We start from the raw sequence: 15823 nt of genomic DNA, 5'->3' as shown, positions 1-15823 counted from the left end.
GAACTTCAGATGGGATGGGCGCGAGAGCTTACACGCTCGACGCTGTTCCAAATCCCCAATCCCGCCTCCCCGACCCCTGCGTTCAAGCGCTTTGCTTGCGCTTTTTCTCCATCCGCTTGAGCAGCAGCGAGCGCTTCAGGGGCGACAAGTAGTCGACGAACAGCTTGCCGACCAGATGATCCATCTCGTGCTGGATGCAGACCGCGAGCGGACCTTCGACCTCGAGCGTGAATTCCTTGCCGTCGACGTCGTGCGCGGCGACCTTGATGCGCAGCGCGCGATCGACGTCGGCGAAGATGCCGGGGAAGGACAAGCAGCCTTCCTGGTAAACCTGCTCGCCGCCCTTCTCCAGGATGCGTGGATTGATCAGCACGAGCGGCTCGTCGCCGTTCTCGGACATGTCGGCGACGAGCAATTGCTTGTGCACGTTGACCTGGGTCGCGGCCAAGCCGACGCCGGGCGCCGCGTACATGGTTTCGAACATGTCGGCGACGAGCTGCTTGAGCGCGGCGTCGAACACGGTTACCGGCTGGGCGACGGTGCGCAGGCGCGGATCGGGGAACTCGAGGATGGTCAGCTTGGACATAGATGAAAGTGCGGGCGGGAGGCTCGCTTCCTGATTTTCTTGCTCGTCGATGAGGCCACGGACACAGATGCGGTCCGTCGCCGTCGCGCGCAAGGCGGGTCGAGACGGCGATTCTAGCGCCAGTGCGGCCGCCGGCCGGTACGCACGATTTGCGATGGCCGTCGTTTTTTCGTGCTTAACCTTTCATATACACTTCCCAAGCGACGGGGGAACAGGGGTTTAGCGACCATGCTTAAAAAATTGCTTGCGGTTGCAGCGGGCCTGCTGGTGACCCTTACCGTCTACGCGGCGGCTGGCCAATGGGCCGATCATCGCCCGGACCGCTATGTGGTGCAGAAGGGCGACACGCTGTGGGACATCTCGGCACGCTTCCTGAAGAAGCCTTGGCATTGGCCGGAGATCTGGCAGGACAACCAGCAGGTGCGCAATCCGCACCTGATCTATCCCGGTGACGTACTGGTCTTCAACGACGGCCGCGTCGGCCACGGCGCCGGCTCGATCGGTCCGCATGCGCGTGCGACCCAGGAAGACGCCGCGATTCCGGCGATCCCGCTGTCCGCGCTCAAGCAGTGGCTCAAGCACACTCGCATCGTCGGCGAGAACGACTACGAGAACGCGCCGCACGTGGTGGGTATCGAGGAAGATCAGCTGCGCGGCAGCGCCGGCCAGCTGATCTACATCCGCGGCCTCGCAGCGCAGCCGGGCCAGCGACTGGCGCTGGTACGGCCGACCGGCCGCTACTACGACATGCCACCGGAAGACGAAGGTCGTCCGCGCGAGGTCTACCGGCAGACGCCGGACGAGCGCGAAGGCCGCCCGGCCATGCTGTGGCGCCACGGCCCGATCGAACGCACCCTGGCCGGCAACGTGCGCTTCCTCGGCTACGAAATGATCGACTTTGGCATCGTCGAAGTGACGCGCAGCGCGGACGTTTCCTCCGCTCTGGTGACCTACTCCGACTTCGAGGTGCGTCCAGGCGACTACGTGCTGCCGATCGACGAAAAGCCCTACGACGACCAGTATTGGCCGCATCCGCCGGCGCGGATGCCGGAAAACATGCGCGTGATCGCGTTCAGCGATGCCTTGAACGCGATCGGCCCGCGTCAGGTCGTGGCGCTCTCGCGCGGCAGCGAAGACGGAATCGACAACGGCACCACTTTCAGCATCTACCACCCCGGCGAGAAGGTGGTCGACCGCACCGACTACACCGAAGGCAGCTTCCGCAAGTTCTTCAATCCGCGCGATTCGAAAGTCACCTTACCGCCCGAGTTCACCGGCCACGTGATGGTGTTCCGCACCTTCCCGCGCGTCAGCTACGGTCTGGTCATGGATGCGGTCAAGCCGATTCACATCGGCGATTTCTTGCACGATCCGGATAAGACGCCTTAAGGCCGGGATTGGGGATTCGGAAAAGCGGGGGATCGTCGCTGTCGATTCTCCGCTCCGGTCCGGCGCTTCTCCTACATCTCGCTCGGGGATCTTCGCGCGGTGGCCGCTCCGGCCGCGGCTAGACTGCTGCGATGGACGTCGAAACCCATCGCGCCGAACTCGAAGCCTGGCTGATCCTCCTGCGCACGTCGGGTATCGGTCCGGCGACGTTGCGTGAGCTGGTCGGGAGGTACGGCTCGGCGCCCGCCGCGCTCGCCACCGCACGGCGGGGCGAGCTGCCGCGGCCGCTGGACACCGCCGCACGCGACTGGCTGCGCAGCCCTGATGCGGCCACGATCGCGACCGACCTGGCCTGGCTGGCCGCACCCGACCACAGCTTGCTGACCTGCGACAGCGCGGACTTTCCGCACCTGCTGCATGAGTTGCCGTCTGCGCCGGCGACCCTGTTCGTCGCCGGCGACGCCGACCTGCTGTGGCGGCCGCAGGTCGCAATCGTCGGCAGCCGCAATGCGAGCCAGGGCGGTCTCGCCACGGCGGCGGCATTCGCACGTGCGCTCGCGAACGCCGGGTTCGTCGTCACCAGCGGTCTCGCCGAAGGCATCGACGGCGCCGCTCATGCCGCCGCGCTCGATGCGGCCGGAAGCACGATCGCCGTGCTCGGCACCGGACCGGATCTGGTCTACCCGCCGCGGCATCGCGATCTGGCCGCGCGCATCCTCGCGCACGGCGCGCTGGCCAGCGAATTCCCGCCCGGAACGCCGGCCGGTCCCCTGCACTTCCCGCGGCGCAACCGCATCATCGCCGGGCTCGCGCTCGGGACGCTGGTGGTGGAGGCCAGCCTGCGCTCGGGTTCGCTGATCACCGCACGCCACGCCAGCGAGGCCGGGCGCGAGGTGTTCGCCATCCCGGGCTCGATCCATAACCCACTCGCCCGCGGCTGCCACCGGCTGATCCGCGACGGCGCCAAGCTGGTCGAAACGGTCGAGGAAGTGGTGGCCGAGCTGGCCCCGCTGGCACGCAGCCTCGGCCTGCGCCTGCGCGAGCGATTGGCGGAAGCGCCCGCCGGCGCCCCGGCGCCGGCACCCGCCCGCCCCGGGCGGGCGGACGACCCCGAATACGCCAAACTGCTCGCCGCGCTCGGTCAGGACGCGCTCGGCATCGACCAGCTCGCTGCACGCACCGGCCTGTCGGTGCCGGCGCTGTCCTCGATGCTGCTGATGCTGGAACTGGAGGGCGAGGTCGTCGCGGCCGGTGGCGGCGCTTATGCAAAGCGCGTCGCCGGCTGACCGCGCGCGATCTTTCCTTCACAAAAACAAATAGTTATATCTCAGGCACACCCCTCCCGGGACGGCCTGCCGCGGACCGCTTCGCTTGACACCTCAGCGGCCGCATGTATCCACTAGAAAAGGAACGGCGAAGAACGCGACGCGTTCGTCACCTGGTTTTTACCGCATCCGCGCATGATCCGCGCGCTCGCCCGGCCGCCTCAGGCCGGCGCCGATCAAGGACTGTCATGGCAAAGAATCTCCTGATCGTCGAATCGCCAGCGAAGGCGAAGACGATCAACAAATACCTCGGCAAGGACTTCCACGTGCTGGCGTCCTACGGCCACGTACGTGACCTCGTGCCGAAGGAAGGCGCGGTCGATCCCGATCGTGCCTTCGCAATGAACTACGAGGTGATCGAACGCAACGAGAAGCACGTCGACGCGATCGCCAAGGCGGCCAAGGTGGCCGAATCCCTGTATCTGGCGACCGACTTGGATCGCGAAGGCGAGGCGATCTCCTGGCACATCGCCGAGATCCTCAAGTCGCGCGGCCTGCTCGACGGGCGCGACCTGCATCGGGTGGTGTTCAGCGAAATCACGCCGCGCGCGATCAAGGAAGCGGTGGCGCACCCGCGCAAGCTGTCGATGGACCTGGTCAACGCGCAGCAGGCACGTCGTGCGCTCGACTACCTGGTCGGCTTCAACCTGTCGCCGGTGCTCTGGCGCAAGGTGCAGCGCGGGCTCTCGGCCGGCCGCGTGCAGTCGCCGGCACTGCGCATGATCGTCGAGCGCGAAGAAGAGATCGAAGCGTTCAAGGCGCGCGAATACTGGACCATCGAAGCGGATTGCGCGCATCCGGATCAGGCCTTCAAAGCGCGCCTGCTGCGCTTGCGCGGCAAGAAGTTCGAACAGTTCGACCTGACCAACGAAGCCGACGCGCACGCCGCCCGCGACGCGCTGCTGCGCTCGGCGCAAGGACGCCTGGTCGTCGCCAACATCGAATCGAAGGAACGCAAGCGCCGTCCGTCGCCGCCGTTCACCACCTCGACCTTGCAGCAGGAAGCCGCTCGCAAGCTCGGCTTCTCGACCAGCCGCACGATGAAGATCGCGCAAGGCCTGTACGAAGGCGTCGCGCTCGGCGACGAAGGCGTGGTCGGCCTGATCACCTACATGCGTACCGATGCGGTTTCACTGTCGGCCGACGCGATCACCGAACTGCGCGAGGTGATCGGCCGCGACTACGGTCCGCGCGCGCTGCCCGAACAGCCGCACTTCTACCGCAACAAGTCCAAGAACGCGCAGGAAGCGCACGAGGCGATCCGCCCGACCTCCGCGGCGCACCGGCCCAAGGACATCGCGTCCTACCTCAGCGACGAGCAGAGAAAGCTGTACGAGCTGATCTGGAAGCGCGCGCTGGCCAGTCAAATGCAGCACGCGACGCTCAATACCGTCTCGGTCGACCTCGACGCCGGCGGCGAATCGATGTTCCGCGCCAGCGGCACCACCGTGATCGATCCCGGCTTCCTCGCCGTGTACGAGGAAGGCCGCGACGCGAAGAACGCCGAGGACGAGGACGAAGGCCGCAAGCTGCCGGCGATGACGATCGGCGAAGCGGTGCCGTTGGCCGCGATCGAAGCCGACCAGCATTTCACCGAGCCACCGCCGCGCTACTCGGAAGCGTTGCTGGTGAAGACGCTGGAGGAGTACGGCATCGGCCGTCCGTCGACTTACGCCAGCATCATCCAGGTGCTGCTCAATCGCGAGTACGTGATCCTCGAATCGCGCCGCTTTCGACCGACCGACGTCGGCCGCGCGGTCGGCAAGTTCCTCTCCGGGCACTTCGCGCAGTACGTCGACTACGACTTCACCGCCAAGCTCGAGGACGAGCTCGATGCGGTCAGTCGCGGCGAGGAAGACTGGGTGCCGCTGCTGGAGAAATTCTGGAAGCCGTTCAAGGCGACCGTCGACGACAAGAACGAAACCGTCGACCGCTCCGAAGCGACCGGCGCGCGCGAACTCGGACCCGACCCGAAGAGCGGCAAGCCGGTGCAGGTGCGACTGGGCCGCTACGGACCGTTCGCTCAGATCGGCAGCAAGGACGACGAGGACAAACCGAAGTTCGCCTCGCTGCGCCCCGGCCAGAGCATGCACACGATCACGCTGGCGGAGGCGCTGGAGCTGTTCAAGCTGCCGCGCAACCTCGGCAAGGCCGAGGACGGCGAGGAGATCACGGTCGGCGTCGGCCGCTTCGGCCCGTTCGTCAAACACGGGGCGATGTACGCCTCACTGCAGCCCGAGGACGATCCGTACACGATCGAGCTGCCGCGCGCGCTGGAACTGATCCGCGCCAAGATCGAAGCGGCGGCGAACCGCATCATCCGCGACTTCGGCAACGGCATTCAGGTGCTCAACGGGCGCTACGGTCCTTACATCACCGACGGTGACAAGAACGCCCGCATTCCCAAGGACAAGGAGCCGCGCGAGCTGACCGAGGCCGAATGCGTCGAGCTGCTCGCCGCGGCGCCGAACCGGCCCAAGCGCGGCGGCGGTCGCTTCGGCAAGGGCAAGGCGGCCAAAACCGCCACGGCCGAGAAACCGGCCGCGAAGAAAGCCGCGGCGAAGAAGGCGCCCGCCAAGAAAGCCGCGGCGAAGAAAGCGCCGGCCAAGAAGGCCCCTGCCAAGAAAGCCGCTGCGAAGCGCGCATGAGCGCTCTATGCGAGCTCCCCTCCCTCCTCTCCCGCTCGCGGGAGAGGAGGGAACATTTGCCCTCGACGTCGCTCACCCTCGAACGAACCGCGCCCGATCCGATCACGGCGACCTCGTAATGGACTTCCGCGAGAACTTAGAGCGCTGCGCTGCAGCGCTTCGCGAAGGCGGCGTCGTCGCCTACCCGACCGAAGCCGTGTTCGGCCTCGGCTGCGATCCGCGGGATGCACGCGCCTTCGAGCGCTTGTTCGCACTGAAGCAGCGTCCGCCGACTCAGGGCGTACTGCTGATCGGTTCCGACTTCGAACAGCTTTCACCCTACATCGATCTCGCCGCAACGCCGGCCGAAGCGCTGGCGCGCGCGCAAGCGAGCTGGCCCGGCCCGAACACTTGGATCTTCCCGCGCGCCGCCTCGGTTCCGGCCTGGGTCGCCGGCGCGCATGCCGGCATCGCCGTGCGCGTGACGGCACATGCTCCGGCCGCCGCACTCTGCCGTGCGTTCGGCGCAGCGCTGGTGTCCACCAGCGCGAACCGGCATGGCGAAGCGCCCGCACGCAGCGCGGACGACGTGCGCGCCCGTTTCGGCGACAGCCTCGACGCGATCCTGAACGAGAACGTCGGGGGACTTGAGCGGCCGACGCCAATCCGCGACGCTATCAGCGGGGCGATTCTTCGAAACTGAGTTCGGGGTGAGGGTTCAATGGTTGCTGTCATCGCGCGCACGGGACGCAACCCGCGCGCATTGCCGTTGCTCGACCTCGCCCAGGCGCAACGCCCGCTGGCCGTTCGTGCCGGCCGCACGATCCGCGTCGAGGAATTTCTGAGCGACGTCGCCGCTGTCGCGGCCGTACTGCCGTCGGCCGGCGGCGCGGTCAATCTGTGCGTGGATCGCTACGCCTTTCTGGTCGCGTTCTGCGCGGTGCTCAGTCGCGGCCAAACCAATCTGCTGCCGCCCTCGCGCGCACCGCAGGCGATCGAGGACGTGCTGGCCGCCAACCCAGGCAGCTATGCGCTCGGCGAACACGCGCCGACACCGGCGCTCGCCGCGTTCGTGACGCTGCCGCCATTCCGCGGCGGAAGCACGAGCCGGGTGCCGCAGATCGCGAGCGAGCACGTCGCGGCGATCGGCTACACCTCGGGCAGCACCGGCCAGCCGAAAGCGAACCTGAAACGCTGGGCCGCGTTCCGCGCCAGCACGGCGCTCAACGTCGCAGCTCTGACCGATGCGCTGGCACTGGCACCCGGTGCGACCGCGCACGTGGTCGCCACGGTGCCGCCGCAACACATGTACGGGATCGAGCTGTCGGTTCTGCTGCCGCTGCTCGGACCTTTCGCCGTGCACGCGAGCCAACCGCTGTTTCCGGCCGATGTCGCCGCCGCCTTGGCCGAAGTGCCGGCACCGCGAGTACTGGTGACGACGCCGGTGCATCTGCGCGCCTTGCTGCGCGATCCGTCGGATCTGCCCGCGCTGGCTGCGATCACCTCGGCGACGGCGCCGCTCGAAGCGCAACTCGCCGCGGCGGCCGAGAAACGCTACGGCGCGCCGGTGCTCGAACTGTTCGGCTCGACCGAAACCTGCGTGATCGCGCACCGCCGCACCGCGCGCGAAACCGATTGGCATCTCTACGCAGACATCCATCTGCGCCCGCAACCAGACGGCACCTTGGTCGAAGCGCCGCACTTCGATCAGCCGGTCGTGCTGCAGGACTTGGTCGAACTGCACGCACCGCGCGCGTTCCGCCTACGCGGACGTCATGCCGACCTGGTCGAGATCGCCGGCAAGCGCGCATCGCTGGCCGATCTCACGCGGCGTCTGCTGGCGATCCCGGGCGTGCGCGACGCGATCGTGTTGCAGCAGGAGGACCCCGACGCGATCGGCGTGCGACGCATTGCCGCACTGGTGGTCGCGCCGGATCGTTCGGAGGCGGAGTTGCTCGACGCCCTGCGCGCCGAAGTCGATCCGGTCTTCCTCCCTCGCCCGCTGCGCAAACTCGACGCGCTGCCGCGCAACGAAACCGGCAAGCTCCCACGCGCCGCCGTCCTCGCCGCGCTCCGCGGCGATTGAACCCACCGCGGTCGCCGCGTAACGGCCGGACATCTAGCCGCGTTTCACATTGCAAAACCCACAGACCCTAGCGTCCTCGGGAATGACGAACGGATGGCAAGCACTTCTTTTCCAATCGCGCTAAGCGACGATTGGATAATGCTTTTATTGAAAAGTGCGGCCATGGATGGCCGCGGTTGGACTGCCACGAAGGCAACCCATCTCACGACTCACGAGAAATTTGTAGATCACAGCGATCCTGGATGGATCGCAAAAACAAATCCGCAAAAAGAAAAGCCCCGAGGGCCAGGGGGAGCCCTCGGGGCGGTGAAAACCGGTCTGGGGAGGGACCGGCCTTCGCGGGGGTTGCACTCAGGGAGGTGAGTGAACCAGGGGCGCCGTTGCGTGCGCCCGCAAACATAGATGGGCATTCGGCTGAAAAGTTTCCAGAGTCGCGTCGGTCGCGTTTAGCCAGCATTCATGCCTGTGAAACGCATGACTTCCGGCCTAGACGCGTGCGCCGCTCAGTGCGCCTCGTCCCAATTCGCGCCGACACCGACGTCGACGACCAGCGGCACCGCCAACTCCGCCGCCGCCGCCATGCGATCGCGCACGCCGGCGACGATGGCGTCGATGCGATCCGCACGCACTTCGAACACGAGCTCGTCGTGCACCTGCATCAGCATATGTGCGCCCTCGCCCTCTTCAAGCAGCCAGGCGTCGACCGCGATCATCGCGCGCTTGATGATGTCGGCCGCGGTGCCCTGCATCGGCGCGTTGATTGCGGCGCGTTCGGCGCCGGCGCGCTGCGCGGCATTGCGCGAGTTGATGTAGTCCAGATGCAAGCGACGACCGAACAGCGTTTCCACGTAGCCGTCGCGGCGCGCCTTCTCGCGCGTTTCTTCCATGAATCGCTGCACGCCCGGATAACGCGCGAAGTACCGCGCCATATAGTCCTGCGCTTCGCCGCGCGGCACGCCGAGCTGACGCGCGAGACCGAACGCGCTCATGCCGTACATCAAGCCGAAATTGATCGCCTTGGCGGCGCGGCGCTGATTCGTATCGACCTGCTCCTGCGGCAAGCCGAACACTTCGGCCGCCGTCGCGCGATGCACGTCCTGGCCGCCGTGGAACGCGGCGAGCAAGCCGGCGTCGCCGGACAGATGCGCCATGATGCGCAGCTCGATCTGCGAATAGTCGGCCGCGACCACGCGCCAGCCTTCCGGTGCGACGAAGGCTTGGCGGATGCGTCGCCCTTCCTCGGTGCGGATCGGAATGTTCTGCAGGTTCGGATCGGTCGAGGACAGCCGCCCGGTCGCCGCGGTCGCCTGACCGTAACTGGTGTGCACGCGACCGGTGCGCGGATTGGCGATTTCGGCCAGCTTCTCGGTGTAGGTGCTGCGCAGCTTGGCGAGGCTGCGATAGTCCAGGATCACGCGCGGCAGTTCGTGCTGGTCGGCGATCGCTTCGAGCGCCTCTTCGTTGGTCGACGGCTGTCCGCCCGGCGTCTTCACCACCACCGGCAACTTCAGCTCCTCGAACAGGATCGCGCCGAGCTGCTTGGTCGAATCGAGGCTGAAGTTGCGCCCGGCCAACGCGTACGCCTGCTCGGTCAGCTCGTGCATGCGCTTGGCCAGTTCGTGGCTCTGCCGTTTCAGCGCGACGGCATCGATCAGCACGCCGCGCTGCTCCATGCGCGCGAGCACCGGCACCAGCGGCATCTCGATCGTTTCGTAAACCGAGCGCAGCCCGGCCTCGGCTTCCAGCTGCGGCCACTGCGCGAGATGCAGCCGCAGCGTGATGTCGGCGTCTTCGGCGGCATACCGGCAGGCGGTGTCGATGTCGACTTGCGAAAACGGAATCTGCTTGGCGCCTTTGCCGGCGACGTCCTCGTAGTGGATCGTGTCGTAGCCGAGCAGGCGCTTGGCCTGGGTGTCCATGTCGTGCCGCCAAGTCGAATGCAGCACGTACGACTCGAGCATCGTGTCGTGCGCGATGCCGCGTACCGCGATAGCGGCACCCGACAGCACGTTGACGTCGTACTTCGCGTGCTGGCCGAGCTTGCGCCGGCCGGCGTCCTCGAAGATCGGGCGCAAGGCCGCGAGTACCTCTTCGCGCGGCAATTGCGGCGGCGTACCGGGATAGTCGTGGCCGAGCGGGATGTAGCAGGCCGACTTCGGCGCGACCGCGAACGACAGCCCGACGATCTCCGCGCGCATCGGATCGAGCGAGGTCGTCTCGCTGTCGAAGGCGATCAGCTCCGCTCGGCGCAGACGCTCGACCCAAGCATCGAGCTGCGCCTGCGTCAGGACCAGCTCGTAGACGCCCGGGCCGGTCAACTCGCCGTCGGCGACGACCGCCGCGCCGTCGTTACTGTGTGCGCCGGAATCCGAATCGACCTGCGCGCCCGCTTCGGTGAACGCAGGCACTGGCGCCGATGGCGCCGCCGCGGCGGCCGCATCGAGCTCCTTCAGCGCCGCGTTGAACTCGTAGCGCTTGTACAACCCACGCAGCGCATCGACATCGCGCTCGCGCAAATGCAGTTCGCTCGGAGCGCGATCGAGTTCGACGTCGGTCTTGATCGTCGCCAGCTGGCGCGACAACGGCAGTTGCGTCAGCGCCTTGCGCAGGTTCTCGCCGATCTTGCCGCCGACCTTGTCCGCGTTCGCGATCACGCCGTCGAGCGTGCCGTATTCGGCCAGCCACTTCGCCGCGGTCTTCGGCCCGCACTTCTCGACGCCGGGAATGTTGTCGACGCTGTCGCCCATCAACGCGAGGTAGTCGACGATCTGTTCCGGCCGCACGCCGAACTTCTCGATCACGCCGGCACTGTCGAGCGTGGTGTTGGTCATCGTGTTGACCAGCTCGATGCCCGGCTCGACCAGCTGGGCGAAATCCTTGTCGCCGGTGGAAACGGTCACGTCGATGCCGGCGGCGACGGCGCGCTTGGCCAGTGTGCCGATCACGTCGTCCGCCTCGACACCGTCGACGCGCAAGATCGGAAAGCCGAGCGCGGAGACGATCGCCGTCATCGGTTCGACCTGCGCGATCAGATCCTCCGGCGTCGCCTGCCGCGTCGCCTTGTAGGCCGGATACAGCTCGTCGCGGAAGGTCGGCCCGGGCGCGTCCTGCACGAAAGCGGCATAGGCGGGCTTCTGCTTGAGGATCGCACGCAGCATGTTGACCACACCGAACAGCGCGCCGGTCGGCTCACCGGCCGCATTGGTCAGCTGCGGCAAGCCGAAGAAGGCGCGATACAGGTAGGAGGAACCGTCGATCAGGACGAGGCGCGGACGCGGTGCGGACATGACAGTGCGGGACGGCGGCGGGCCCGCAGCTTGGCGCGCGGCCGCCATGTTTGCAACGCGGCGTCTTTCGATACGCCGGTGATCGCGGCGCGGCGCCACAAACCTCGCGCGTTAGCCCGCTGCCCGCTTCTATCGCCGTACGCGACGCCGATGGGCAGCGCGAGTGGCGCTGCACGCAGACCCGCGCTGCCGCGCTTCCTGGCCGTACGCGAAACGAGTGCGCAAATCCGACCCGACCACGCTTGCAAGTCTCCACCGCCGCCGCCATGCATGAATAGAGCCGCCGCATGCGTGTGCGCCGTGCACAAACGAAATCCACGGCGGTCTGCTAGGCTCGCCGCATCTTGAGGAGGCGCCGTGATGACTACCCGACTTCGCCCATTGTTCGCCGCCTTGTTCGTCGCCGGCGCCCTCGGCCTTGCCACCGCGAATGCGGCCGAGCGCAAGCCGAAAGCCGAAGTGCCGCCGCCGCCCGGCCTGAACGACCCCGGCGTCGCCACCCAGGCCGCCGAGCCGAACGGCGCGCCGCCGCCGGACGCGGCGCCGGCCGTACAGGACCCGTTGGCGCCGCTGCCCAAACCCGACACGCGCCTGGTGCGCGACAAAGCCTCGCGCGATCGCGCGGCGAACGCGGAACGCGTCGCCGCCAGTGAGATGACCACGCGCAAACAGGGCGACGATACGGTCGAGGAATACCGCCAGAACGGCCGCCTGTGGATGATCAAGATCCGCCAGCCGCAGGGTCCGGTGCAAACCTTCTACGACGATGACGGCAGCGGCCGGTTGATGCGCGACGACCACGAAGGGCCGGTGTCGCCGGTGTATTTCACGCTGTACGAGTGGAAGTGACGCGTCGCTTGAATTGAAAGCCCCTGCCGGGGCTTGAGGAAGAGCCGCGCTCGCGCGCGCGGCCCCAGCTCCGCTTCACTCGCCTTGTTGAGGCTTGACTGCGCGCACACGCTCGAGCGCTCGCTCCTGTCGCAGCACGATCAGGCCGTCCAGCACGCGGCTCCAGTCCGCCGATTGCACGTTCGAATAATCCAGCGGCCGTGCGGGCAGCGTGCCCAACGCCGCCAGCTGCCGGCGATCGAGATAACGCAACTCGTCGCTGCCGGCGCCGAGCACACGCCGTTCGAGCGAATCGGACGCAGCGTCGGCCAGCGTCAGCGGCGATGCGCCCATCCGCTCGATCTGCCCCGACAATGCCGTGAAGCCGATCGCCACCGCGGCGTCGCCGAGCGAACGATGCAGGTAAGAGCCCATCGGATTGCGTCGCTTCGAATCGGGCGGCAGTTGCTTGGCCGCGTGAACCGTGGCGCACCAGACCAGCACTTTGGCGTTCTTGGGCAGACGCGCACGCGCCCACTGGAAGTTCTCCGCCATCGCGCGATCGCGCTGCTCCCACAGATTCTTGCCGCCGTCCGAACTCATCTGGAAATAGCGCGAGACATTGATCGCCATCTGGCGCGTTTCGGCCGCATCGGTGCCACGGCGCTTGGCCACCGACGCCTCGATGTCGTGCGCACAGCCTTTCAGTTGCGCCTCGACGGCAGGGCCGTAGGGATGCGCGTCGTCGTACTCCCAATTGGCGTAGCGCAGCAGCGCCGATTCGCATTCGCCGCGGTGCGGCGCCGGCAGTTCGCGCACCAGCTGCGCCGGCATGCGGCGGCGCGCATACAGCGCCGTCGCCTCACCAAGACCCGGGCCGAGACCGGCCAGCCGGATCTGTCCCGCCACCGCCTTCTCGTGCAGAAACGTCACCAGCGGATCGATCTCTTTCGGCGTCGACCACAGATCGCCGAGCGCATCGGCGAGGCGTTCGGGCGTGGCGGTCTTGGTCTCGAGCGCGTGTGAAAAATCGAGAAAGTCGTAGATCGGACTTTCGAAGAAGACCGCGGAGAAGCCGCACTCTTCGACCAGACGCTGCACCAGCTGCACTTTCAGTTCGAGCGTGCGACCGCTGCCGTGATTGGCGTCCTCGCCGAGCAGGACGACCGGCTTGGCGCAGACGTCGGCGATCAAGCGGTCGAGTTCAGGTGACTTCACGGCGGCGCGCATTGGATCCGCCGTCGCGGCGAAGGCCGCGGTCGCGCCGCACAGGGACCAGATCACCGCCGCGAAAAACATGAAGCCCCGTACCCGCATCCCGCTCTCCCGCCCCGACGATCCAGACCAGACCGGCCGGAGCGCGATCGAGTTCCGCCGCGTTATCGGTCGAGCCAGTCGCGCGGTCGCAAATAGTCGGCCAGCCGCTCTTCCGCACTGCCGGGCTCCGGCCGGTAGCCGTATTCGAAGCGCACGCGCGGCGGCAAGCTCATCAGGATCGACTCGGTACGGCCGCCCGACTGCAGGCCGAACAAGGTGCCGCGATCGAATACGAGGTTGAACTCGACGTAACGCCCGCGCCGATACAGCTGGAATTCGCGCTCGCGCTCCCCGTACGGCGTCGCCTTGCGGCGCTCGACCAGCGGCAGATAGGCGTCGAAGAAGCCGTTGCCGACCGCGCGCATGAAGGCGAAGCAGCGCTCGAATTCCCACGCGTTCAGATCGTCGAAGAACAAGCCGCCGACGCCGCGCGTCTCGCCGCGGTGCTTCAGATAAAAGTACTCGTCGCACCACTGCTTGTAGCGCGGATAGACCTCACCGCCGAACGGCGCACACAGATCGTGGGCGACTTGATGCCAGTGACGCACGTCTTCGTCGAACGGATAGAACGGCGTCAGATCGAAGCCGCCGCCGAACCACCACACCGGCGCCTGACCTTCGGCCTGCGCTTCGAAGTAACGCACGTTCATGTGCGTGGTCGGCAGGTACGGATTGCGCGGATGCACGACCAGCGACACGCCGAGCGCGGTCCAAGCGCGCCCGGCAAGTTCGGGGCGCTGCGCACTCGCCGCCGGCGGCAAACGCTCGCCACCCACACGCGAGAAACCGACGCCGGCCTGTTCGAACAGCGCGCCCTGCTTGAGCACGCGCGAGCGGCCGCCGCCGAGCGAAAGCGCGGCCGTCGGCGGACGCTGGTCGGCGCCCTCTGCCGGCGTCGCAGGCGTCTCGCCGCGCTGCCAAAGATCTTCGACGAACGCCGCGCCGCCGTCGGCGCGTTCGAGCGCCGCGCACAGGCGATCCTGCAAATCGCCGAGAAACGCGGCGACCTGGTCGAGGCGGGAAGTCGGAACGGAGGCGCTCACGCAACGGACTCGGGCGAAAACGGCAAGCGGAATCGTAGCAGGGGCGTCGCTCGACTCGGACGCGTCGCGACGCCGCAGCGGCGAGGCGCCGACGGCGGCGTGTCATAATTCCTGCACTCCTACCGCTCCGTCGCCACGTGCCGAGCCCGATCCGCCCCCTCGCCATCACCGCCTACACCGCAACCTCCGCGCTCGGTCGCGGGCGGGCGGCACAGCTGTCGGCGCTGCAGGCGCGTCGCAGCGGTCTGCGTGCGAACGACTTCACCACGCACGCGCTGACTTGCGCGATCGGTCGCGTCGACGGTCTCGAGCAGATGCCGCTGCCGAGTGCGCAGGCCGAGCACGACAGCCGCAACAACCGGCTCGCCTGGCTCGGCTTGGCCGCCGACGACTTCCTCGACGCCGCGCGCGCTTGCATCGAGCGCTACGGCGCCGGCCGCGTCGCGCTCGTGGTCGGCACCTCGACCGCGAGCATCGGCGCGACCGAACAGGCCTATCGCGAGCTCGACGACGGTCACTTTCCCGCGCCGCTGCGCACGCCGACCCTGCACACGCCGCATTCGCTGGGCGCGTTTCTGCAAGCCGTGCTCGGCACGCGCGGGCCGTGCCTGACGGTGGCGACCGCCTGCTCGTCGAGCGCGAAGATCTTCGCCAAAGCCGAACGCATGCTTCGTCTCGGCGTCGCCGATGCGGTCGTGCTGGCCGGCGTGGATACGCTGTGCGACAGCGTGCTGTTCGGCTTCAACGCGCTCGAACTGGTCGCGCCGGAAGCCTGCCGACCGTTCGACGCCGACCGGCGCGGCCTCTCGATCGGCGAAGCCGCCGGCTTCGCCTTGCTCGAACGCGAGGGCGAGGCGAACGTGCCGCGCTTGCTCGGCTACGGCGAATCGTCCGACGCGTATCACATGTCGACGCCGCATCCGGAAGGTTTGGGTGCGCGCCGCGCGCTGGCCGACGCATTGATGCGCGCGGGCCTGACGCCGCGCGAGGTCGACTACGTCAACCTGCACGGCACCGCGACACCGAAAAACGACGCCGCCGAAGCCGCGGTGATCGCCGACGTGTTCGACGCCTCGACCCGCGTCAGCGCCACCAAGGGCTGGACCGGGCATACGCTCGGCGCGGCCGGCATCCTCGAAAGCGTATTGACCCTGCTCGCGATGGAGCACGAGCTGGTGCCGGGCTGCTTGAACAACGCCAATCCGGATCCGGCCTGCAGCGCGGCGTTTGCGTTCGACAACGAAGCGCGCGCGATCCGCGTCGCGCTGAGCAATTCGTTCGGCTTCGGCGGCAACAACTGCACCCTCGCGTTCGGCCGCGGCGCGATCCACTGAG

11 protein-coding genes are annotated in these 15823 nt (G+C 67.5%); 7 read left to right on the top strand and 4 right to left on the bottom strand.

The window, feature by feature from the left end:
- Window positions 1-82: 82 nt before the first annotated feature.
- Window positions 83-586, bottom strand: a complete 504-nt coding sequence (gene def / locus AC3QL3_RS01150) for a peptide deformylase (RefSeq protein ID WP_492896413.1) — start codon at window positions 584-586, stop codon at window positions 83-85.
- 228 nt (window positions 587-814) lie between these two features.
- On the opposite strand from def, the gene AC3QL3_RS01145 reads away from it, so the two are divergent.
- The 5 genes from AC3QL3_RS01145 (at window position 815) to AC3QL3_RS01125 (ending at window position 8013) form a co-directional block, all read left to right on the top strand.
- Window positions 815-1975, top strand: coding sequence for a LysM peptidoglycan-binding domain-containing protein (locus tag AC3QL3_RS01145; protein WP_492896412.1), 1161 nt, complete (start codon window positions 815-817; stop codon window positions 1973-1975).
- Window positions 1976-2106: 131 nt separating this feature from the next.
- A complete protein-coding gene (gene dprA / locus AC3QL3_RS01140; RefSeq protein ID WP_492896411.1) occupies window positions 2107-3261 on the top strand; it encodes a DNA-processing protein DprA in 1155 nt (384 codons plus the stop codon).
- 227 nt (window positions 3262-3488) lie between these two features.
- Complete coding sequence (locus AC3QL3_RS01135) at window positions 3489-5948, top strand: DNA topoisomerase I (protein ID WP_492896410.1); 2460 nt, start codon at window positions 3489-3491, stop codon at window positions 5946-5948.
- Between the two features lie 118 nt (window positions 5949-6066).
- On the top strand, window positions 6067-6630 hold the full coding sequence (gene tsaC / locus AC3QL3_RS01130) for an L-threonylcarbamoyladenylate synthase type 1 TsaC (protein ID WP_492896409.1): 564 nt from the start codon (window positions 6067-6069) through the stop codon (window positions 6628-6630).
- 18 nt (window positions 6631-6648) lie between these two features.
- Window positions 6649-8013: an AMP-binding protein gene (locus tag AC3QL3_RS01125; RefSeq protein ID WP_492896408.1), complete on the top strand. Its 1365-nt coding sequence runs from the start codon at window positions 6649-6651 to the stop codon at window positions 8011-8013.
- A 503-nt stretch (window positions 8014-8516) separates the two neighbouring features.
- Here the strand turns inward: AC3QL3_RS01125 and polA are convergent.
- Entirely contained in the window at window positions 8517-11300 is a 2784-nt protein-coding gene (gene polA / locus AC3QL3_RS01120) for a DNA polymerase I (protein WP_492896407.1), read from the bottom strand.
- Window positions 11301-11660: 360 nt separating this feature from the next.
- Here polA and AC3QL3_RS01115 point away from each other — a divergent pair, with 360 nt between their 5' ends.
- Window positions 11661-12149 (top strand): DUF2782 domain-containing protein, encoded by a 489-nt coding sequence (locus AC3QL3_RS01115; RefSeq protein WP_492896406.1) that lies wholly within the window; start codon window positions 11661-11663, stop codon window positions 12147-12149.
- A 75-nt stretch (window positions 12150-12224) separates the two neighbouring features.
- On the opposite strand, the gene AC3QL3_RS01110 is transcribed toward AC3QL3_RS01115, so the two are convergent.
- The gene (locus tag AC3QL3_RS01110) at window positions 12225-13445 is read right to left on the bottom strand and encodes an erythromycin esterase family protein (RefSeq protein WP_492896405.1); all 1221 of its coding nucleotides are present in this window, start codon (window positions 13443-13445) and stop codon (window positions 12225-12227) included.
- 62 nt (window positions 13446-13507) lie between these two features.
- Entirely contained in the window at window positions 13508-14488 is a 981-nt protein-coding gene (gene hemF, locus AC3QL3_RS01105) for an oxygen-dependent coproporphyrinogen oxidase (protein WP_492896404.1), read from the bottom strand.
- 137 nt (window positions 14489-14625) lie between these two features.
- On the opposite strand from hemF, the gene AC3QL3_RS01100 reads away from it, so the two are divergent.
- The gene (locus AC3QL3_RS01100) at window positions 14626-15822 is read left to right on the top strand and encodes a beta-ketoacyl-[acyl-carrier-protein] synthase family protein (protein WP_492896403.1); all 1197 of its coding nucleotides are present in this window, start codon (window positions 14626-14628) and stop codon (window positions 15820-15822) included.
- Window position 15823 lies beyond the last annotated feature (1 nt).

Source organism: Dokdonella sp. GW821-FHT11D02, from assembly GCF_058808595.1.
The sequence above is the reverse complement of the archived record's forward strand: the minus strand, read 5'-3'. Positions and strand labels throughout refer to the sequence as shown.